The 20,352-nt window shown below is 67.7% G+C and carries 16 protein-coding genes and 2 tRNA genes; 4 read left to right on the forward strand and 14 right to left on the reverse strand.

The window, feature by feature from the left end; translation table 11 throughout:
* Window positions 1-12: 12 nt before the first annotated feature.
* The gene (locus tag AAG565_RS12905; protein WP_348820022.1) at window positions 13-1,026 is read right to left on the reverse strand and encodes a class I fructose-bisphosphate aldolase; all 1,014 of its coding nucleotides are present in this window, start codon (window positions 1,024-1,026) and stop codon (window positions 13-15) included.
* Window positions 1,027-1,152: 126 nt separating this feature from the next.
* On the opposite strand from AAG565_RS12905, the gene AAG565_RS12910 reads away from it, so the two are divergent.
* Window positions 1,153-1,240, forward strand: a tRNA-Ser gene (locus AAG565_RS12910).
* Between the two features lie 45 nt (window positions 1,241-1,285).
* Window positions 1,286-1,361: transfer RNA gene (locus AAG565_RS12915), tRNA-Thr, on the forward strand.
* Between the two features lie 161 nt (window positions 1,362-1,522).
* Here AAG565_RS12915 and AAG565_RS12920 read toward each other — a convergent pair.
* The 13 genes from AAG565_RS12920 to murJ form a co-directional block, all read right to left on the reverse strand.
* Complete coding sequence (locus tag AAG565_RS12920) at window positions 1,523-5,350, reverse strand: PilC/PilY family type IV pilus protein (RefSeq protein WP_348820023.1); 3,828 nt, start codon at window positions 5,348-5,350, stop codon at window positions 1,523-1,525.
* A gap of 28 nt (window positions 5,351-5,378) precedes the next feature.
* Window positions 5,379-5,987: a hypothetical protein gene (locus tag AAG565_RS12925; protein WP_348820024.1), complete on the reverse strand. Its 609-nt coding sequence runs from the start codon at window positions 5,985-5,987 to the stop codon at window positions 5,379-5,381.
* Entirely contained in the window at window positions 5,984-7,126 is a 1,143-nt protein-coding gene (locus tag AAG565_RS12930; RefSeq protein WP_348820025.1) for a PilW family protein, read from the reverse strand. The genes AAG565_RS12925 and AAG565_RS12930 overlap by 4 nt, the downstream gene beginning before the upstream one ends.
* Window positions 7,108-7,731, reverse strand: a complete 624-nt coding sequence (locus tag AAG565_RS12935; protein ID WP_348820026.1) for a prepilin-type N-terminal cleavage/methylation domain-containing protein — start codon at window positions 7,729-7,731, stop codon at window positions 7,108-7,110. The genes AAG565_RS12930 and AAG565_RS12935 overlap by 19 nt, the downstream gene beginning before the upstream one ends.
* A gap of 17 nt (window positions 7,732-7,748) precedes the next feature.
* Window positions 7,749-8,225, reverse strand: coding sequence for a GspH/FimT family protein (locus AAG565_RS12940; RefSeq protein ID WP_348820027.1), 477 nt, complete (start codon window positions 8,223-8,225; stop codon window positions 7,749-7,751).
* A gap of 11 nt (window positions 8,226-8,236) precedes the next feature.
* Window positions 8,237-8,629 carry a type IV pilin protein gene (locus tag AAG565_RS12945; protein ID WP_348820028.1) on the reverse strand — a complete coding sequence of 131 codons (393 nt, stop codon included), beginning with the start codon at window positions 8,627-8,629 and terminating at the stop codon, window positions 8,237-8,239.
* Window positions 8,630-8,863: 234 nt separating this feature from the next.
* A complete protein-coding gene (locus AAG565_RS12950) occupies window positions 8,864-9,397 on the reverse strand; it encodes a GspH/FimT family pseudopilin (RefSeq protein ID WP_348820029.1) in 534 nt (177 codons plus the stop codon).
* An 84-nt stretch (window positions 9,398-9,481) separates the two neighbouring features.
* The gene (ispH, locus tag AAG565_RS12955) at window positions 9,482-10,474 is read right to left on the reverse strand and encodes a 4-hydroxy-3-methylbut-2-enyl diphosphate reductase (protein ID WP_348820030.1); all 993 of its coding nucleotides are present in this window, start codon (window positions 10,472-10,474) and stop codon (window positions 9,482-9,484) included.
* Window positions 10,474-10,980: a signal peptidase II gene (lspA, locus tag AAG565_RS12960; protein ID WP_348820031.1), complete on the reverse strand. Its 507-nt coding sequence runs from the start codon at window positions 10,978-10,980 to the stop codon at window positions 10,474-10,476. The genes ispH and lspA overlap by 1 nt, the downstream gene beginning before the upstream one ends.
* Window positions 10,980-11,375, reverse strand: a complete 396-nt coding sequence (locus tag AAG565_RS12965) for a hypothetical protein (protein WP_348820032.1) — start codon at window positions 11,373-11,375, stop codon at window positions 10,980-10,982. Before AAG565_RS12965 ends, lspA begins: the two co-directional genes overlap by 1 nt.
* Window positions 11,375-14,188 (reverse strand): isoleucine--tRNA ligase, encoded by a 2,814-nt coding sequence (gene ileS / locus AAG565_RS12970; RefSeq protein WP_348820033.1) that lies wholly within the window; start codon window positions 14,186-14,188, stop codon window positions 11,375-11,377. The genes AAG565_RS12965 and ileS overlap by 1 nt, the downstream gene beginning before the upstream one ends.
* Window positions 14,189-14,260: 72 nt before the next feature.
* Window positions 14,261-15,205, reverse strand: coding sequence for a bifunctional riboflavin kinase/FAD synthetase (gene ribF / locus AAG565_RS12975; RefSeq protein ID WP_348820034.1), 945 nt, complete (start codon window positions 15,203-15,205; stop codon window positions 14,261-14,263).
* Between the two features lie 5 nt (window positions 15,206-15,210).
* Entirely contained in the window at window positions 15,211-16,758 is a 1,548-nt protein-coding gene (gene murJ / locus AAG565_RS12980; protein ID WP_348820035.1) for a murein biosynthesis integral membrane protein MurJ, read from the reverse strand.
* Between the two features lie 201 nt (window positions 16,759-16,959).
* Here murJ and rpsT point away from each other — a divergent pair, with 201 nt between their 5' ends.
* Both rpsT and AAG565_RS12990 read left to right on the forward strand, forming a co-directional pair.
* Complete coding sequence (gene rpsT / locus AAG565_RS12985) at window positions 16,960-17,220, forward strand: 30S ribosomal protein S20 (RefSeq protein WP_348820036.1); 261 nt, start codon at window positions 16,960-16,962, stop codon at window positions 17,218-17,220.
* Between the two features lie 273 nt (window positions 17,221-17,493).
* A complete protein-coding gene (locus tag AAG565_RS12990; protein ID WP_348820037.1) occupies window positions 17,494-20,241 on the forward strand; it encodes a TonB-dependent receptor in 2,748 nt (915 codons plus the stop codon).
* The last annotated feature ends 111 nt before the right edge of the window (window positions 20,242-20,352 follow it).

Raw genomic sequence — 20,352 nt, forward strand, 5'->3', positions numbered from 1 at the left:
GCAGGATGCGCCTTACGCCGCCTTTTCCAGCTTGGCGTCCCACTGCCCCAGCGCGGCGAGTCCGTTCATCTTCGAACGGTGCAGGTGCGCCTTCTTGCCGGCCTCGACATTCGCACCGCCCCAGGCCTTGAGCGCGGCGGCCTGCAGCGCACGGCCGTAGGAGAAGGTCAGCTTCCACGGATGCGGGCCCATCCGGTTCATCGCGTCCAGATGCGCGGTGGCGTCGAGATCGGACTGTCCGCCCGACAGGAAGGCGATGCCCGGCACCGCCGCCGGCACATGGCGCTTGAGCGTGCGCAGCGTCGCCGTGGCAACGGTGCGGATATCGGCCTGCACCGGGCACTTCTTGCCGGACACGACCATGTTCGGCTTGAGCACCATGCCTTCGAGCAGGACGCGCTGGCGGCCGAGTTCGTCGAACACCGCTGCGAGCGTGCGGTTGGTCACCGCCTCGCAGACTTCGAGCGTGTTGTCGGCATCCATCAGCACCTCCGGCTCGACGATCGGCACGATGTCGGCTTCCTGGCACAGCGCGGCGTAGCGCGCCAGCGCGTGCGCGTTGGTGTGGATGCAGTAATCGCTCGGAATGCCATCACCGATCGTGATCACCGCGCGCCACTTGGCGAAGCGCGCGCCGGCCTCCTTGTACTTGGCCAGGCGGTCACGCAGACCATCGAGACCTTCGGTGATCACCTCGTTCGGCGCGCCGGCCAGCGGCTTGGTGCCCTTGTCCACCTTGATGCCCGGGATGACGCCCTTGGATTCGAGCAGCTTCGGAAACGGCGTGCCGTCCAGACCCGACTGGAACAGCGTCTCCTCGAACAGGATCACGCCGCTGGTGTGCTGCTCGAAGCCCGGCGTCGTGAACAGCATGTCGCGGTACGCACGGCGGTTGGCCTCGGAGTTCTCGACACCGATGGTCTTGAAGCGCTTCTCGATCGTGCCCGTGCTCTCGTCGGCGGCCAGAAGGCCGCGCCCGTCGGCCACCATGGCCCTGGCGGTTGCGTTCAACACCTGCTCGTTCATGGGTATCTGACTCCGCTGATCTCGTCTTGAGCGCCGGCCCATGCCGGCGGAGGGAGCTGAATTTTAACGGAAAGGCGCCGCCTGGTCAGCCACGCCGCAGCGACTCGGATAGAATCGTACGCCCGCGGAGAGGTGGCAGAGCGGTCGATTGCAGCGGTCTTGAAAACCGCCGAACCGCGAGGTTCCGGGGGTTCGAATCCCTCCCTCTCCGCCATCGAATTGTCGCGCCCGTGGATGCCCCCTATAATTCGCGCCCCTTGCCGGGATAGCTCAGTCGGTAGAGCGACTGATTCGTAATCAGTAGGTCGCAGGTTCGATTCCTGTTCCCGGCACCATCACGTGGTGTGACGACAGCGCGTCAGTCGCAGGAGCGACCGACTCGTTTCGTCAATCTCGGGGGAGGTCGCAGCTTCGATTCCTGTTCCCGGCACCAGGCCCGTACGAATAAACCCGCAGTGATGCGGGTTTATTCGTTGACGTGGGGCTCGACGACGGATCACTCCGTGTCGCCGCTGGTGTACCAGTAGATCGGCCGGCGGATCGACGGGATGTTGGTCTTGATTTCGCCGGTGTCCAGCGGCGAATCGCGGCCGCCGCAGCCGATGCAGACGGTCTGCACGCCATGGCCCTCCACCGGCACCGTCGCGATCACCGGGCTGGGCGGCAGGCCGCCGCCGGCGAAGGCCGACGAGCGTTCGCCGCAGGCCCCTTGCGGACCGAGCCGGCCCAGGCCCGAGACGATGTCGAGCACATAGCCGCGCGCTTCGCCGAGCGAGCTGGTGCAGGCGGCGACTTCCTCGTTGGGCGGCTCGGCGCGGTTGGTGCTGAAGAACACCTGGCCGCCGGCGATGGCCGCCGAGGTCACGGTCTGCTCGCCGCGGCCGTAGTCCACCAGGTCGATGTACCAGCCGCGCTTGTCGGTGTCCGGCAGGACCTTGGTGCTGTCGCACTGGTCCGCGCCGTCGGGCGTGCTCTTGTCCAGCATATCGTTGCCGTCGAGGTCCAGCAGCGACAGGCTCTGCGCCGGATAGTCCTTGAACACGTAGAAGCGGTTGACGATCGGATCGGCGTAGGGGTAGTCGCTGCGCAGCGGGTGCTCGCGGTCGCCGCTGCCCACGGCGACGTAAATCACCGGCTCGCCATCCTCGGTGCGCGTCTGCAGCAGCGCCGGCGCGAACAGGAACTTGCGGCCGTCGCCGGTCGTCGAGGCGACCTTGGTCATCGACCACGGCAACAGCGTGAAGTCGATGCGATAGACCGCGCCGCCGGTATCGACGGCATAGCCGTAATCGACCTTGCTGTCGAAGTTGATATCCACGAGAGCGATGTCGGCGGCGACGCTGCGCTCGGTGGTGAAGCTCTGGATCAACTTGCCGTCGTCGGCATCGACGACATAGACCCGCCGGCCCTTGGCCGCGGTGCAGGCGGTGGCGAGATTGGCCTGATCGAGATCCTCGCAGCCGTCGTAGCCGCCGCCGAAGACCACCAGCGGCGACTGGCCGGCGTTGTCGGTGCCGGGGTCACCGTCCCTGTCGTAGTTGGCGACGAAGGCCGGCGCCGGCTGCGACCAGGTCTGGCCGATGCCGCTGAAATCGCCGCCGCTGCCGGTGTCGCAGCCGGTGTCGTTGTCGAGATTCGGGCAACCCTTGCTCCACTTGTAGATCGGGCTGGCGGGATTGGTCACGTCCAGCGCGTACACCTTGCGGCCGCCGCGGCGCATGCTGGGGAAGATCCACACGGCCGAGTTGTCGAGCTTCTGCAGCAGGCCGAAGGAGCCGTCGAAGAAATACTCCTTGCGCGCACCGCCGGTGTCGCCGGGGTACTTGATCAGCGGCGTGTTGTCCTTCAGGCGCGCGAGCTTGCCGAAATGCTCGGGGGCGATGAAGGACCACAGTTCCTCGCCGGTCTCGGCCTTGACCGCACGCAGCGCGCCGTCGTTGGCGCCGTAATAGACGACGACGCCGGTGCTGCCGCCGTAGTTCACCGGCAGCGGCCGCGAGTGGACCACGTCGCCGTGGATGGTCGAACGCGGCTCGGTGAGATTGCCGTCGCCGTCGTCGTCGCCGACGTCCTTGCCGAGCGTGTAGTCGAGCGTGATGCTGTCCACCGACGCGGCGTTGGTGCTGTTGAAGGCCACCAGCGCGGACCCGGCGGAACTCGTGCGCGTCTTGACGCTGCGGTTGAGCAGGAAATTGCCGCTGCCGTCGCTGGCCGGCGTCCGGTTGTTGCCGCGCCGCAGCACTTCGGCGACCGCGCCCTTCTCGACGAAGGGCCCGTCCGGCAGGTCGGAGTGGGCGCTGGTGCCGCTGGTCGTGCACAGGCCGACGGCGGGGGGGTCGTCGGTGCCGACCGTCAGCCAGTAATTGCCGGAATCGGTGGTCCAGTAGCTGGCCGAGCAGTCGGACAGGAAGCCGGTCAGGTTGTTGATCGCCGGCCGGCCGTCCTTGTCGCCGAGCAGCAGCTCGTTGCCGCTGGCGACGATCTGGAAGCGCTTGAGATTTCCGAACCAGCGCGGCTTCTTCACCCGGTCCGGACGGAACAGGCCGATGAACACCTGATTCTCGTTCTGCGCGCGATTGGTCGCGCTCACCGGCAGGCTCGCCGACGCGAAGGCCGTGTTCACCGCCTGCACCTCGGCGAAGATCTCGCCCAGGGCCGTCTGGATCTGGTTCTCGTTCTTGGCCTGGTAGTAGCGTCCGCCACCGACGTTGGGCTGGGCGGCCGTGAACAGCAGAGACGACGAGTCCGCGTCCTGCTGGGCGTTGAACACGTCGATGGTGTAGGTCGTCACCTGCGCGCGCACCACCGGGTTCGTGCCCGGCAGCGGCACGCCGACCTGACGCAGGAACTTCGCCCACTCGTCCATCATGAAGTTCTTGCCGGCCTGCGTCGGCGGCGTGCGGCTGCTGCCCGGCACCGCAGTGGCCACGGTCTGCGTGTAATTGCCCTGCACCTTGTACTTGTTGCCGGTGCTGGCGGCCGAGCAGCCACTGGTGTTGGTGGGTACGTCGCAGACGCAGCCGCCGTTGTAGGCCGCGCAGTTGAAACCGGCGGTGGAGCAGGTCGAGGCGCTGGTGTAACAGGCACCGGTCTCGCCCAGATTGGTGCGCGTCGTCGTCGTCGTCACGTTCTCGACCAGGGTCTGCGTGGTCTTGGTGCCACGCGGCTCGTAGTTGGACTTGCCACCCTGGCAACCGCTGGAGCCGATGTTGACGTAGCCGCAGTTCGAGTAGCTGGTCGTCGTCGTCGTGCGCGTCGAGCCGCTCTGCGTGACGCTGCTGCTGCTCGCCGGGCAGCTCACCGCCGGCAGGTTGCCGGCCTGCTGGGCGTTCTTGCACGACTGGACCGGGCCCAGGCTGACAGTCTCACTGGAACTGGTGTTCGACACCGTGGTGACGGTTTCGGTGGTGTTGACCCCGAATACGGTGAACTTGCTGGTCGCCTCGCCGCCGCAGCTGATCGGGCTGGTGGAACTGCACGAGCAGCTGGTATAGCCCTTGTCGCGACAGGCCGCGGTGTCCTCCGCGCTGCTGCACGCGGCCACGGAGTTGTAGCAGGCCGTGCTGTAGCCGAGATCATCCGTCGCTGGCGTGGACTGCACCGTGTAGTTCGGCCAGGGGATCTGCGCGGTGTTGCCGCCGGCCGTGGACAGTGCGCTGACGTTGGCCGCGCTGTCGCCGTATGGCCCGTTCTGGCGGTTGTTGCCGATGAAGATGATGATGGTGCGCCGGCAGCCGTCGAGCGCGGTCAGCGGCGATCGGAAGCGGCTGTACTGGGTGCTGTAGGCGGCGCTGTCGGCGCGCGACGCCGGCGTGCCAGCGCCGTTGTGCGACTGGAAGCCGCCGGACAGGTAGTTGTAGGCGTCCCAGAATAGATCACCAAACGGATTGCTTGAATCGCGCTTCTCGTCGGTACTGTTGATGTTGTTGAAGATCGTGTCGAGGTGACTGGCCAGGGTCGCCTTGTTGGTGCCATTCATCGTGCGGATGTGGAAGCGCACGTAACCGCCGTCGCGGTCGGCGGAAGCGCCGCCGGTTGAGTACATCATCAGGCCGACGTTGACCTTGCCGTCGGGCAGCTGGTTGATCACGTTCTTGATCGCACGCACCTCGGACTGACCCTGGGTCAGGCCGCCGGGCCATTGCTGCGCCTGCCGGGACCAGTTGGCGCTGTTGTCGAGAATGATCAGGACATTGGGATTGTCGACGGTGTTGTCCTCATCGACCGAGAAGATGTCGATGTCCTCGCTGACCGCGTTGAAGGTGGCCAGCGCGAGCACGCAGCTCAGGGCAAACGTGACGAAACGGGTCTTGTTGCTGGACATGATGACTGCTCCTGGCTCGTGCTCCGCACTACGGCGCCGACGTTCCGGCGCAGAACGCCACCGCGACTCCGGTCTTGACCTGCACACCAACGCCCTGCACCACCGTCATCCGCGCACCGGTCGCCTGCGACGCACCCGCGTCGCTGGCGGTGGCGCGGACCTCCCAGAGCGTGTTCGCGCACAGGGAATTGCCGGCAACGGCCCCTTCCATGCCGAAGGTCTGGGCCACGCCGACCGCGCAGTCGGCCTCGTTCGGACGCGACAGGTTGAGGCTGGCATTGGGGATGATATCGACCTGCACGCAGCTCGGCGGTGCGACGTCCACCTGGACGTCGTCCTGCTGATCGCCGTTGAGGTCGAAGCAGCGCCGGTTGAAGCTGCCGCCACAGTCCTGCAGGAACAGCAGGTTGGGCGTCTCGAACATGCGCGTCGTGCTCAGCACTTCCTGGATCGCGGCGTCGGCGCTGGCCAGCGCCTCGTTGCGGAACTGCATGTTGCCGACGATCTGCGTGCCGGTGTTGCTCATGCGGAACAGCATGAGCGCCGTCACCGTCATCATCAGCAGCATGATCAGCGCGACCACCAGCGACATGCCGCGCTCGCGGGCCGACGAGGTTAGGTTTGCGGACTGTTTCACTGGCGTCGCCCCGTGATGTTGTGCAGTTGCACGACCGTCTGGAAGACCTGGCGCGTGTGGTGGTCCCCCGGCGCGGCGATGGTCTTGGTGCCGAGCGTGTAGCTGTTGGCGTCCACGTAGTCCCTGCGCTCCTCGGTGCTGCGCGACAGCAGGTGCGTGCGCACGGCCGTCACATTGGCCCAGGCGGCCTGCACGCTCGGCGACACGGTGTCGTCGGCCGGGTCGTCGAGATAGACGTCCGGCGTGCCGTCCGGATTGCCGCCGGTGCCGGTGTTGTCGATGCCGTATTCGAACTGCAGGTCCTCGATGCCTTCGACCAGCGCGGTGGTCGTGAAACCGGTGCTGGTCAGTTCGCGCCGCTTGAGGGTCGGGACGCCATCGTTGGCGAGGTTGTTGTTGGCGACGAAATAGATGTGCGTCACGTAGCGACGGATCGGTGTGACCGTGCCGGACACGCAGTTGATGTCCATCAGGTTGAACGCCGTGGTATTGGCGTTGGCGCGCAGCCGCATCGGCATCTGGCCGGCGGCGACCATCTGGTTGATCTGGTCGTTGCACTGCGAGGCCTGCAGATACGGCGCGTTCGCCGTGAAGCCGCAGTTGGGATCGATGCCGGCGCGGCAGGTCAGCACGCGCCGCACGACGATGATGTCGGTGCCCGCGCGCACGTCGGCGCCGCTCAGGCAGACCGGCAGGCTGGACGGATCGACGTCGTCGAAGCCCTGCACCTGCAGCGCCATCACCGCGGTCAGGTAGTCGAGGCCGTTGATCGCCGTGTCGCCGTTGAGGTCGGCCGTCGCCACGTTGTCGGCGGGCAGGGTCGTGGTCAGGTGCGTCACGCAGACATCCGGCAGCGCCGCCGGCACGCCGGGGCTGCGGTCGCGCATGTTGTACTCGCCGAAGAAGCCGGCGAGCTGGATATCGTCGCGCAGTAGCTGGATCGCGTAACGGCCGTTCTCGGTCTGGCGGTTGATGCGCTCGATCTGGTTGCGCGCCTTGATGCTCGACCCATACATCGCCGCCAGCGCGGCGAGCAGCACCAGCGCGACGGTGATCGCGATCATCAGCTCGATCAGCGTCAGGCCGGTCGAGCGGTGGCGGTTCAGGCGCAGCAGCGGGGTCACGACGGCGGCAGGCATGCGGGTGTCCCGATCTGGACCAGCGTGGAGATGACGCGGCGATAGCCCTCCTTGGCGCCGTACAGGCCCTCGCCGCAGCTCAGTTCCGGCACCGCACTTTCCTGCAGGCCCTGCCAGGCCAGCGACACCCGGTACAGCGCCGGCTCGCAGGAACCGTTGGCCGGATTGCCGGGCGCGAGCTGCTCGATGCAGCCGCGTGCGCCGGTCATCGCACCCAGGCCGGTGCCGGACTGCTGGATCGCCGCACCCTTGAGCAGGGCATCCCAGCTGCTGCAGTCGCCGGAGACCTGCGCGTCGTCGATGCCGCCGCAATTCACGGTGCTGCCGACGCCGAGGTAAGCGGAGCCGGTGCCGTAGAGGGCCAGCCGGTTGACCTCGACCGTGCAGTCGGCGCCCTGACAGCGCAGCGAGTGGACCCGCATCCGGCTCGCCATGTCTTCGAGCAGCACCAGCGCCTGGCCGCGCTGGTAGGACTCCACCTCGTTGAGCTGCAGCTTGATCTGCAGGTTGATCAGGCCGAGCAGGCCGAACGACAGGATCACCAGGGTGATCAGCACTTCCAGCATCGAAAAGCCGCGACAGCGCGCGAAACGTCGGCATCTCATATCCAGGCTCTCCGCGCTCAGCACTCGCCCGCCTTGGGCATGCCGGACAGGTCGATGCGCACGCAGCGATCCGCGGTCTTGCCGCCGGCGTCCTCGATGCGCATGTCCAGCGCGGCCGTTGCCCGGCCCGAGCTCAGGTACTGGACGCTGTTCAGGCCATTGGCTTCAGTGAGCGTCACCCGCCGCGCCGGGCCGCCGCGCTCGAGGACGAGATCGGGATCCGGCGCCTCGTCCACGATCTCCCAGCCGGCGGACCAGGTGCCGACCCGGCGCAGCGTGATCGTCGTGTTGCGCTTGAGCGCCTCGGCGCGGGCTTTCAACAGCGCCGAATAGAGATCCTGGGCCGAACCGCGGACACGGTTGGCGGCGATCATCTGCGTAAACGACGGCACGGCGATCACCGTCAACACCGCGACGACGGCGATGACGACCAGCAGCTCGATCAGCGTGAACCCGCAAACTCGCCGGCGCAACGCGGACAGACGTCGTTGCACGTCCGGCCTCCTCACCACTTGTCCGCGGGCGTCTTGTTGCCGGCGCTGTCCATCGTCAGGCTGCCGTCCGGCACCTGCCGGCCCTTGGGCGTCGCGGTGATCGTGAACGCGGGCGGCGGCCCGGCGACCGCGACCGTGAAGTCGTAATAGGTGGACAGGCGCTGCGGCACCGTCATGTTGATCGTGCCGAAATCGCCGTTACCGGTCACCGCCCGGTAGGCGCGGGCGTCGGTGTAGATCTGCTGCTCGCGCTGGGCGATGTCGAGCATGAACGCCTGTGCGTCACCGCGGTTGCCCTTGCGGACGGCGTACTGGTACGACGGCAGCGCGATCGCCGCGAGGATGCCGATCACCGCCACCACGATCATCAACTCGATCAGCGTGAATCCCTTCGCGCGCTCCATGGCCGAAGGTTGGGCGAGCGGCGGCGTCGGAAACCGCCGCAAACCGACGAGCGGCTCCGTGGTCCGGACCGACGGCCCGGCCTCCTCACGCAACGGCGACAGCCCCACATCCATGTGATTCCCCCGAATCGCTGCGACGATGTTGACGGCGTTTCGAGGCTATCACATCTACTTCATTGTTTGCGCACCCGAATGTGTGTCAGCAGCGCGACCGGGATAGGGACTTTGTGGCGGTTACGGGCAGACGCCGCTGGCGCGCTGCGTGCGGATGCGCCCGGCACTCGACAGGACGATCTGGCGCTTGTCCGCCCGGCCCCGTGTGCAGACGGTGAAGGTGCCGTTGTTGAAGCCCGAGGGCGCGCCGGTCGGCAGATAGGCGATGCGGTTCACCAGCGAGCCATTGCCGGTCAGGCGCAGGCCATGGCCGAACGCTGGATGGACGCTGACCAGGGTTTCACCGGCGCCGATCCGGTTGTCGTTGTCGGTGTCCACCCAGATCGCCCAACCAGCGTCCCAGCCACGGCCGGCAGACGTGTCGCACTGCGGCGCCCGCGGATTCGAGATCCGGCACATCTTGACGATGCGGTTGCGCTTGGCGGCCTCGCTGCGCAGCAGGTACAGCGAGGTCAGCAGTTCGTTGTGCGCCGCCGTCAGCCGGTGCTGGCGCAGCATGCCGGTCACCGACGGCACCGCGACCCCCGTCAGCACGGCGCCGATGGCCAGCACGATCAGCAGCTCGATCAACGTGAAACCCTTCGTCGCAACCATCGCCCCCTCCCCGTTCCCTTAGTCCGCGCAGCGCGGCGAGAACACGGTAGCGAGCGACCGGCGCCGTGTAACTTGGCCGGATGGCTAGGTTTCCGTCGCTCCGGGATCAGCCGATCGGCCAGGGTGGCGCGCCTGGTGCATCGCCCGCCGCAGCGCCGGCGGCAGCGAGAACACGATGTTCTCCGGGCGACCCGGCAGCTCGGTTGCGAGCCTGCCCCCCAATTGCCGCAGACGCTCGACGACGTCGTGGACCAGCACTTCGGGCGCGGAAGCGCCGGCGGTCACGCCGACACGGTGGGCGCCCTGCACCCACTCGGCGCAGATGTCGCCGGCACCGTCGATCAGGTGAGCGGCGACACCGCGCTGCTCGGCGAGCTCGCGCAGACGGTTGGAATTGGAACTGTTGCGCGAACCGACGACGAGCACGACGTCGCAGCGGCCCGCGAGATCCTTCACCGCGTCCTGCCGGTTCTGCGTGGCGTAGCAGATGTCGTCCTTGCGCGGTCCGTGGATCTGCGGAAAACGCGCGCGCAGCGCGTCGATCACGCGCGCGGTGTCGTCCATCGACAGCGTGGTCTGCGTGACATAGGCCATGCGCGCCGGATCGCGGATCGGCAGGCGCTCGACATCCTCGGGGGTCTCGACCAGGAAGATCCGCCCGCCGTGGCGCCCGTCGAACTGACCCATGGTTCCCTCGACTTCGGGATGCCCCTGATGCCCGATCAGCACGACTTCCCGCCCCTCCCGTGAATAGCGCTGCACCTCGATGTGCACCTTGGTCACCAGCGGACAGGTCGCGTCGAACACCGTCAGGCCGCGGGCAGCCGCCTTTTCGCGCACCGCCTGCGACACACCGTGCGCGGAAAAGATGCAGGTGGCGCCGTCCGGAATCTCGTCCACTTCCTCGACGAACACCGCGCCCTGCGCACGCAGCCGATCGACGACGAAGCGGTTGTGCACCACCTCGTGGCGCACGTAGATCGGCGCGCCGAGTGCTTCGAGCGCGCGCTCGACGATCTCGATCGCGCGATCGACGCCGGCGCAGAAGCCACGCGGATTGGCGAGCAGGATGTCCATCAGCGCTTGCCGCCCAGGTTCGCCGCAGCGCCTCGCATGCGCCGCCAGTCGAGGATCATGTCCAGCAGCAGCAGGCCGGTGCCCAGCGAGATGGCCATGTCGGCGACGTTGAACGCGGCGAAGTGCCAGTTGCCGACGTAGAAATCGATGAAATCGACGACGTGGCCGCGCGCGACGCGGTCGATCACGTTGCCCAGCGCGCCACCCATGATCAGCGTCAGCGCCGCGGCGACCAGCGTCTGACCCTGCGGATTGCGTCGCAGCCACCAGAGGATGCCGATGCTCACCGACGTGCCGAGCAGCACGAAGAACGCCGGAGGCGCCTCCGACAGCATCGAGAATGCCGCGCCGGTGTTCTTCATGTGCACCAGGTTCAGGTTCGGGATCACCGGGATCACGTCGAACCAGTCGAGGTGACGCACGACCAGCTGCTTGGTGATCTGATCGACGAGGATCACGAGCACCGAGAGCCACAGCAGATAGACGTTCTTGTAGTGAAAGGACATCACCGCCCCGTCAGGTGCAGCCAGGCCAGCGTGCTCCAGGCCCAGACCAGATTGAACATCCAGACCAGGACCGGTGTCAGCAGCCCGAGTTCCAGGCCCAGCCAGCCGTACCCGGAGTGGAACGGAAACATCCACAGCAGCTGGAACAAGGTGGGCGCGACGCTCAGCACGATGCCCAGCATGACCGCAGGCCCGCGCAGCGGCAGCAGCAACTGCAATCCCCACAGTCCGCCCCAGACCAGACGCGGGTACAGCCACGCCGGGATCAGCGCCGGTGCGATACCCACCCCCAGCGCCGCGGTCAACCCGTAGCGCCCCGCAGCCCAGACCGCGAGGCTGTTGATCAGCGCGCCGAACACCCCGGCGGCGAACGCGAGCGACAGCGACCTAGGCATCAGAGATAGCGCCGGATCTCGCCGTCACCGGCAACGTTGTCCACGCAACGCCCGCACAGCGTCGGGTGTGCGGCGTGGCTGCCGACGTCCGCGCGCTGATGCCAGCAGCGCTCGCACCTGGCGTGCGCGAGCGGCCGCGCCGCGACCCAGACCGTCTCGCCGCCCGGCAGCTCCGCCGCGACGGCATCGGCCGGCCGGCGATCTGCGGCGAGCACTTCGGCTGCGGAAGTGATGAACCAGAAGCGCAGCTCGTCGCCGACCTTGCGAAAAACCGCCGCCACATCGCCGTCGGCGTAGAGGCTCACTTCGGCATTGAGGCCGGAGCCGATCTGCCCGGCGACGCGCAGATCCTCCAGCACTTTCTTGACCGTTTCGCGCACCGCGCACAGCCGCGTCCAGTCCAGGGCGTCGGCAACGACCGCCGGGAACGCATGCCAGCGCTGCGAGAACACGGACTCGCTGCGCTCGCCCGGCAGCATGCGCCAGATCTCGTCGGCGGTGTACGACAGGACCGGCGCGATCCAGCGCACCAGACCCTCGGCGAGGTGATACAGCGCGGTCTGCGCCGAACGGCGCCCGAGCGAGGCGCGCGGCATCGTGTACAGACGGTCCTTGATCAAGTCCAGATAGCGCCCGCCCAGATCGACCACGCAGTAGTTGTGCAATTTGTGATAGACGACGTGGAACTCGCGCCGTGCATAGGCCTCGCGCAGCTCGTCCTGCAGCTTCGCGGCCTGCGCGATCGCCCAGGCATCGACCGCGACCAGTTGCTCGGGGCCGACGCGATCGCGCAGCGGGTCGAAGCCGTCGAGGTTGCCGAGCAGGAAGCGCGCGGTGTTGCGGATGCGCCGGTAGGCATCGGCCATGCGCGCCAGCAGCTTGTCGGAGATCGCGATCTCGCCCGAATAGTCACTGGCCGCGACCCACAGGCGCAGCACGTCCGCGCCCAGCGTCTTGAGCACCTGCTGCGGCGCGACGACGTTGCCGAGCGACTTCGACATCTTGCGGCCCTGCTCGTCCACGGTGAAACCGTGCGTCAGCACCGCCTTGTACGGTGCCCGGCCGTACATGGCCACGCTGGTCAGCAGCGACGACTGGAACCAGCCGCGATGTTGGTCCGAGCCCTCCAGATAGATATCGGCCTGCGGGGCAAAGCCGTCCTTCAGCGCCTCCGGCGCCGCCGACTTGAACGAACACTGGTGCACGACACCGGAGTCGAACCACACGTCCAGCGTGTCGGTGCACTTCTCGTAATGCTGGCCATCGACGCCCCAGTCCTCGGGCTTCGAGCCGAACCAGGCTTCCAGCCCTTCCGCCTCGACCCGGTCCGCAATCTTGCGCAGCAGCGCGGCGGTCTGCGGGTGCATTTCCTGGGTCTGCCGATCGACGAACAGCGCCAGCGGCACGCCCCAGTGGCGCTGCCGCGAGATGCACCAGTCGGGACGGCCGGCGACCATCTCGCGGATGCGGTTCTCGCCCCAGTCCGGAATCCACTGGGTCTGCGCGATCGCCTCGAGCGCCTGCTGGCGCAGGCCGTTCTTGTCCATCGACACGAACCACTGCGGCGTCGCGCGGAAGATCAGCGGCGTCTTGTGCCGCCAGCAGTGCGGATAGCTGTGCGTGATCTGCCCGTGCTGCAGCAGCGCGCCACGCGCGATCAGCGCGTCGATGATCAGCGCATCGGCCTTGCGCACGTGATGGCCTTCGACGACCGGCGTGCCGTCGAAGAACACACCGGTGCTCGCCACCGGATTGTCCACCGGCAGGCCGTACTGCTGGCCGACTGCGTAGTCCTCCTGGCCGTGCGCCGGTGCGGTGTGCACCAGGCCGGTACCGGCGTCGAGCGTGACGTGGCTGCCGAGAATCAGCGGCACTTCGCGGCCCGCGAACGGGTGCTGCGCCTTCAATCCCTCCAGCTTCGCACCGGGAATCGTCCCGAGCACCTTCGGCGCCTCCTTCAGCAATGCCGCAAGGCCGTCGAGCAGCTGCGCCGCGACGACGATGCGGCCTGCATTGGGGAACGCGGCCAGCACGTAGTCGATGTCCGGACCGGCCGCGATCGCCTGATTGGCCGGCAGCGTCCATGGCGTCGTCGTCCAGATCACGAACGCGGTCTGCTCGGCATCGCGCAGGCCGAAGCGCTGCGCCAGTTCGACGATATCCGTCGCCGCGAACTTGACGTAGATTGACTGCGACTGCTTGTCCTGGTATTCGACCTCGGCCTCGGCCAGCGACGAGCCGCAGTCCAGGCACCAGTGCACCGGCTTGAAACCGCGCACGACGTGGCCGTTGTCGACGATCCGCGCCAGCGCGCGCAACTGCTCGGCCTCGAAGGCCGGCTGCATCGTCAGATAAGGGTTGTCCCACTCGGCGAGCACGCCCAGGCGCTGGAAGTCCTCGCGCTGGCGCGCGATCTGCTCCTGCGCATACTCGCGGCACTTCGCCCGGAACGTCTTCGCATCGAGCTTCTCGCCGACCTTGCCGAACTTCTTCTCGACCTGCAGTTCGATCGGCAGGCCGTGGCAGTCCCAGCCCGGGATGAAACGCGCGCGGCGGCCGTCGAGGCGCGCGGCCTTGACGACGATGTCCTTCAGCACCTTGTTGACCGCATGCCCGATGTGAATATCGCCGTTGGCATACGGCGGACCATCGACGAACCAGAAGGCTTCACGGTCGGCACTCGCCGCCTGCACCGCGGCATAGACGTCCTCGCGGTGCCAGCGCGCGAGCATCTCCGGCTCCCGCTTGGCCAGATTGGCCTGCATCGGGAACTCGGTCTGCGGCAGATTGATGGTGGCTTTGTAGTCGGTCACGGGTGTGCGGAGACAGGTCACGGGACCGCCGGACGGCGATCCGCGCCCGACGGGGCGCAAAAAACCCGCGGATTATGCGGTTTGACCGCCGAAAAAGGCCACCGCTTCGGCCTTGTCGCGCTGCATCTGCGCGGCGAGCGCGGCCAGCGATTCGAAGCGCAGCTCCGGGCGCAGGTAACGGCGGAACACCACCGACACGGTTTCGCCGTACAGGTCCGGGCAGTCGCCGATCACGTGGGTTTCCAGCAGGCAGCGACGCAGGCCCAGCGTCGGCCGCACGCCCAGGTTGGCGACACCGCGCAGCGGCGGCGCCTCTGGCTGCGCGACACGCTGCAGCTCGACCGCGTACACGCCCAGACGCAGCGCCGGCGGACGCACCAGGCCGACATTGGCGGTCGGCATGCCCAGCGCGCGGCCCAGGCGCAGGCCGCCGCGCACGCGTCCGACCAGCCGGTACGGACGCCCGAGCAGCTCGGCAGCGCGTTCGAGATCCGGCCTGGCCAGAGCCTCGCGCACTGCGGTCGAGCTGCAGCGCATACCCGCGCTGACGACGCTGTGGACCGCATCGACGGTGAATCCGTGTGCGAGACCTTCGCGGCGCAGCAACTCGGCGTCACCCGATCGGCGCGCGCCGAAACGGAAGTCGTCGCCGATCACCAGCGCACGCACCCCCAGACGCTGCACCAGCAGCTCGCGGATGAACACCGGCGCCTCGATCGCCGCGAACGCGCGGTCGAACCGCTGCACGATCAGCCGATCGACGCCCAGTTGCTCCAGATCGAGCAACTTGCCGCGCAGCGTGCCGATGCGGCCGGGGGCCCGATCGCGGGCAAAAAACTCGCGTGGCGTCGGCTCGAAGCTGAGAATGGTCGCGGGCACACCGAGCCGCCGCGCATGCTCGACCGTGCGCTGGATCAAGCGCTGATGGCCCAGGTGCACGCCATCGAAGTTGCCGATGGTCAGCGCGCAGCCGCCGGCATCGGGCTTCAGGTTGTGCAGGCCGCGGACCAGTTCCATGACGCCTATCTTATGCGGCGGAAATGCGCGGGCCGCAGACCGGCGATCCACAGGCAGCCGAAGTACAACAGCGCTGCCGCGCCGACGACGAGGGTCGCGCGCAAGCCGCGCTCGTGCGCCGACAGCGCCAGCCAGGTCTCGAGCGTGCCGCCGAATCCGAGCAGCAGTGCGGACATCAGCAGGTTGGCGAAACCCAGCCGCAGCGCAAAACCGGCCCAGCCCGGCGCGGGGCGGTAGGCGCCGTCGCGGCGCAGGCGGCGCAGCAGGAGCAGCGCATTGATCCACGCCGAAGCCGAAGTCGCCGCGGCCAGGCCGGCATGCGCCGCCGGCAGCTCGAACAGGCGTGCCGCACCGAACACGCTCAGGCTGATCGCCATGCCGCAGCACAGCGCGATGATGCCGTAGCGCACCGGCACGCGCGTTTCCTGGCGCGCATAGAAACCCGGCACCAGCACCTTGACCAGCGAAAATCCCATGAAGCCGGCGCCGTAGGCCCACAGTGCGTAGGTCGTCATGCGCACGTCGCGGGCATCGAAGGCGCCGTAGCCGAACAGCGTCGTCACCAGCGGCCCGCTGAACAGCACCAGCCCGAGCGCCGCCGGCACGCCGATGACCAGGATCGTGCGCAGGCCCCAGTCGAGGGTGTGCGAGAAGTCATCGACCGAGCGCGTCGCGTGGTGTACGGACAGCGCCGGCAGGATCACCGTGCCCACGGCGATGCTGAAGATGCCCAGCGGGAACTCCATCAGCCGGTCCGCGTAGTAGAGCCAGCTGACCGCGCCGTCGCCGAGGAAACTGGCCAGCGCCGAATCCAGCAGCAGGCTGACCTGGGCCACCGAGGAACCGATCAGCACCGGGATCATCAGGCCGATGATGCGCCGCACGCGGGCATCGCCCCAGGCCCAGCGCGGCCGCGGCAGCAGGCCCAGGCCGCGCAGGGACGGCAGCTGGAAGGCGAACTGCAGGATGCCGGCGACGAACACCGCGTAGGCCAGCACGTGCACCGAGCCGGCGTCGATGAACGCGGAGGCGATCAGGCACAGGTTGAGGATCACCGGCGTGAACGCCGGCACCGCGAAGCGGCCGTAGCTGTTGAGCACGCCGGAGACGAGCGCGGTCAGCGAGATGAACATCAGATACGGAAAGGTCCAGCGCAACAGCTCGGCGCCGAGCGCGTGCTTGGCCGGATCAGCACCGAAGCCCGGCGCGAACACCCAGATCAGCAGCGGCGCGGCCAGACAGCCCACGAGCGTGATCATCGCGAGCACGCCGGCCAGCGTACCCATCACGACGGCGGCCAGGTCGCGCGCCTGCTCATGTGTGCCGGTGGTCTTGGTCTCCGTGAACACTGGCACGAAGGCCTGCGAAAAGGCGCCTTCGGCGAACATGCGCCGACCAAAGTTCGGGATCTTGAGCGCAATCAGGAAGGCATCCATCGCCGCGCCGGCGCCGAAGGCGCTCGCGAACAGCACGTCACGCACGAAACCGAGCACGCGCGACAGCAGCGTCATCGAGCCGACGACGCCCGACGATTTCAGCAGGGATGCGGACATAGGGCGCGGAGTTTACAAGGAAGGTCGGCGCTCGGGCGCGCCGACGCCGGCGCGCACGACGGACCGGAGGACGCGCCAAAAGACATGCGATATCAGCCGCTTCGCGGCCGGCCGCGATTGACAAACCGGAGGTCGCTGCCCATACTCCGCGCCCTTTTTATGAATTCACCCGGCGGTCACGCCGGCAGCAGGAGTTGCACCTTGGCCAACATCGCCAGCGCGAAGAAGCGCGCCCGTCAAGCCGAAAAGCGCCGCGCCCGCAACGTGGCTCAGCGTTCCATGGTCCGCACCACGATCAAGAAGGTCGTCAAGGCGCTCGACGCCAAGGACAAGACTGCCGCCGTCGCCGCCTACCAGGAAATGGTGCCGGTCATCGACCGCTACGCGACCAAGGGCCTGATCCACAAGAACAAGGCCGCGCGCCACAAATCGCGCCTCGCGGCACGCATCGCCGCACTGTAACGGCTCTTGCGTTGAAGGTCGCGGCCGCTGGCGGTCGCGTCTCCATCAGGATGGCAAACGAGCGGGCTCCGGCCCGCTTTTTTGCTGCCCGCGAGGCGGGCATGCGCCGGATGGATGAGGATTTCCCCCTGTCGGCGGACACGCACTGCGGCTACCATGCCGCCCGCCTGCGCACTGGGTTGGGGTGCTTGTGCGGCAGGCCGACCGCGCCGTCGGGCGCACCAGACACTTCAGGGGACATTCGCAATGCTATTCGATCGGCAGCATCTGCCCGTGGGCGGCTTACGCCTCACGGCTCTCGCCATCGCCTTGACGGCCGGCACCGGATTCCAGGCCCACGCCCAGCCGGTTCCCATCAACCCGGACGGCACCCCGGCACGGACCGACCAGGAGGTCCTCGACGGCCTGTTCGCCGAGCCGGCGACCACCGAGACGGTGCCGGTCGATCCGCTGCGCAAGCCGGCCAAGAACGAGGGCAAGGACAAGGCCGACACCGCCCAGCTCGACGCGATCGAGGTGACCGGCTCGCGCCTGAGCCGCGTGGCGATGGAAGGCGCGCTGCCGGTCACGGTCATCAGCCGCGACGACATCGCCGCCACCGGCAAGATCTCGGTCGCCGACGCGCTGCGCGCCTCGACCTTCAACAGCTTCGGCTCCTACACCTCGATCTCGGGCAGCAGCGGCCAGGGCCAGACCGTCGCTTCGCTGCGCGGCCTGGGCTCGAACCGCACGCTGGTCCTGGTGGACGGACGGCGCGTCGCCACCTCGCCGTCGCTGCAGGGCAATGGCGTGGACCTCAACACCATTCCGCTCGCCGCGGTGGAACGCATCGAGGTGCTGTCGGACGGTGCCTCGGCCGTTTACGGCTCCGACGCGATCGGCGGCGTCATCAACGTCATCCTGCGCAAGGACTATTCGGGCGTAGAGATCTCGGTCGGCATCGGTCTGCCCGACGCAGCGGGCGCCGACGAGGAGAACGCCTCCATCGTCGCCGGTGTTTCCAGCGGTGACAGCCGCATGCTGTTCGGCGCCTCGTACACCAGCACCGATCCGATCTTCCTGCGCGATCGCAGCTACTCGCGCGGCAGCCCGGGCGTGCGCAACGCCGACGGCAGCTACGACCTGTCCGGGACGACCGGCATCAGCCTCTACGGCAACACCGTCTTCAACAGCGATTTCACGCAGACCTTCGAGGCGCCGGCCGCCGGCTGCGTCGAGAACCTGGGCTTCTACCGCCTGCGCGACGACATCAACGCGCTGACCGACAACGAGGGCTCGCCGGGCTGCGGCTTCGACTTCACGCAGTACGCTGCCGACACCACGCAGCTCAAGACGTCGTCCGTGTTCGTCAAGTACGGTTACGACATCAGCGTCGATCTGAACTTCGAGATCACCGCCAGCTACGCGCAGTCCGAGAGCTTCGGCCGCTTCGCACCGGCGCCCGACCTGCTGTTCGTGCCGGGCACGGCGACGACCAATCCGTATGGTGAAGACGTCTACGTCCTGCACCGCTTCCTGCCGCTGGGCACGCGCGACAACAACAACCGCTCCGGCGTGATGAGCATCCTGCCGGTGCTCAAGTACAACTTCGGCGACTGGGACATCGAGGGCGGCGCACGCCTGAGCCGCTTCACGTTCACCGAACTGGGCAGTGGCTACCTGCTGCGTTCCGTGGCGCGCTCGGCCGCCGCCGATGGGAGCTACAACCCGTTCGACCTGTCGAATCCGGGCGACCAATCGACGCTCGACTCGATGGTCGTCACGACGACCCGCGACGGCCTGACCGAGTACCGCGAGGTGTTCTCCACCGTGCGTATCCCGCTCTACCAGATGGCGCACGGCACGCTCGACAGCGCCTGGGGCGCGGAGTACCGCAAGGAACGCTTCTTCGACAACTACGACAGCCAGTCCGAGGCCGGGACGGTGGGCGGCTCGTCCGGCAATTCTTCCGGCGGCCAGCGCAGCGCCTACGCCGTGTTCGGTGAAGTCGTCGTGCCGGTGCTGCCCACGGTCGAGGCCGACGTCGCCGCCCGTTACGACCATTACTCCGACTCGGCCGGCGGCGCATTCAGTCCGAAGATCTCCGCGCGCTGGCAGGCGCTGGACAACCTCACCGTCCGTGCCTCGGCCGGCAAGGGCTTCCGCGCGCCGCTGCTCAGCGAGCTCAACGCCAAGGACGCGTTCAGCGCGGAGAGCGCGCGCGACCTCGTCACCTGCCGCCAGGCCGGCGTGCCGGACGCGCAGTGCGCCGAGCGCCAGTACGACACCTTCATCCGCGCCAACCCGGACCTGAAGCCCGAGAAATCGACGCAGTTCGGCTTCGGCATCGCGATGCAGCCGGCCGAGTGGGTCGATTTCACGCTCGATTACTACAACATCACGATCAACGACTCGCTGACCACCTACTCGGTGCAGAGCCTGATCTTCCGCGAGCTGCTGGGCACCCCACTGCCCGAGGGCACCTACATCACGCGCCGCAGCTCGGGCTCGATCGCCGAAGTCGGCACCACGACCGACAACATCGCCGAGATCACCACCGACGGCCTCGACTTCGCGCTGCACACGAACTTCGGCTTCGGCGACTGGGGCCAGATCCGCCCGTCGCTGCAGCTCGGCTACGTGCTCGGCTACACGATCGACGATGGCGTGCTGCCGGCGCGCGACATCGTCGGCGATCCCGGCACGCCGGACTACCGCGCGACGCTGTCGCTGCCGTGGAACGTCGGCCCGTTCACGACGACCTGGACGACCACGTACATCCCGTCCACGGCGGCCGCCACCGACCCGGGCGATCCGAACCCGCTCGACCTGCGCCGCTCCGGCACCGTCAAGGCCAACACGGTCCATGACGTGCAGCTGCTGTGGGAGACGCCCTGGAACGGATCGCTGGCGCTGGGCATCCGCGACCTGTTTGACGAAGGGGTCTCGACCAACTTCAACCTGACCAGCCCGTACTACGACCAGACGCTGTACAACCCGGTCGGCCGCATGCCATACGCACGCTTCACCCAGCGCTTCTGAGCTGGATCGCTGATCGGGATAGGGGACGCCGAGGATACCCTCAGCGTTCCCCTCCCACACCACCGGACATGCGGGTCCGCATCCGGCGGTTCGAGCGGTTGAGGTTACGCG

The sequence above is a fragment of the Fontimonas sp. SYSU GA230001 genome, assembly GCF_040066175.1.
Lineage (GTDB): Bacteria > Pseudomonadota > Gammaproteobacteria > Nevskiales > Nevskiaceae > Solimonas.

Coding starts and splice junctions, on each gene's coding strand:
- AAG565_RS12950 (WP_348820029.1), bottom strand. CDS start 9,397: ATGGTTGCGACGAAGGGTTTCACGTTGATCGAGCTGCTGATCGTGCTG.
- AAG565_RS12945 (WP_348820028.1), bottom strand. CDS start 8,629: ATGGAGCGCGCGAAGGGATTCACGCTGATCGAGTTGATGATCGTGGTG.
- ribF (WP_348820034.1), bottom strand. CDS start 15,205: ATGGAACTGGTCCGCGGCCTGCACAACCTGAAGCCCGATGCCGGCGGC.
- AAG565_RS12930 (WP_348820025.1), bottom strand. CDS start 7,126: ATGCCTGCCGCCGTCGTGACCCCGCTGCTGCGCCTGAACCGCCACCGC.
- AAG565_RS12920 (WP_348820023.1), bottom strand. CDS start 5,350: ATGTCCAGCAACAAGACCCGTTTCGTCACGTTTGCCCTGAGCTGCGTG.
- lspA (WP_348820031.1), bottom strand. CDS start 10,980: ATGTCCTTTCACTACAAGAACGTCTATCTGCTGTGGCTCTCGGTGCTC.
- AAG565_RS12905 (WP_348820022.1), bottom strand. CDS start 1,026: ATGAACGAGCAGGTGTTGAACGCAACCGCCAGGGCCATGGTGGCCGAC.
- AAG565_RS12965 (WP_348820032.1), bottom strand. CDS start 11,375: ATGCCTAGGTCGCTGTCGCTCGCGTTCGCCGCCGGGGTGTTCGGCGCG.
- ispH (WP_348820030.1), bottom strand. CDS start 10,474: ATGGACATCCTGCTCGCCAATCCGCGTGGCTTCTGCGCCGGCGTCGAT.
- murJ (WP_348820035.1), bottom strand. CDS start 16,758: ATGTCCGCATCCCTGCTGAAATCGTCGGGCGTCGTCGGCTCGATGACG.
- AAG565_RS12935 (WP_348820026.1), bottom strand. CDS start 7,731: ATGAGATGCCGACGTTTCGCGCGCTGTCGCGGCTTTTCGATGCTGGAA.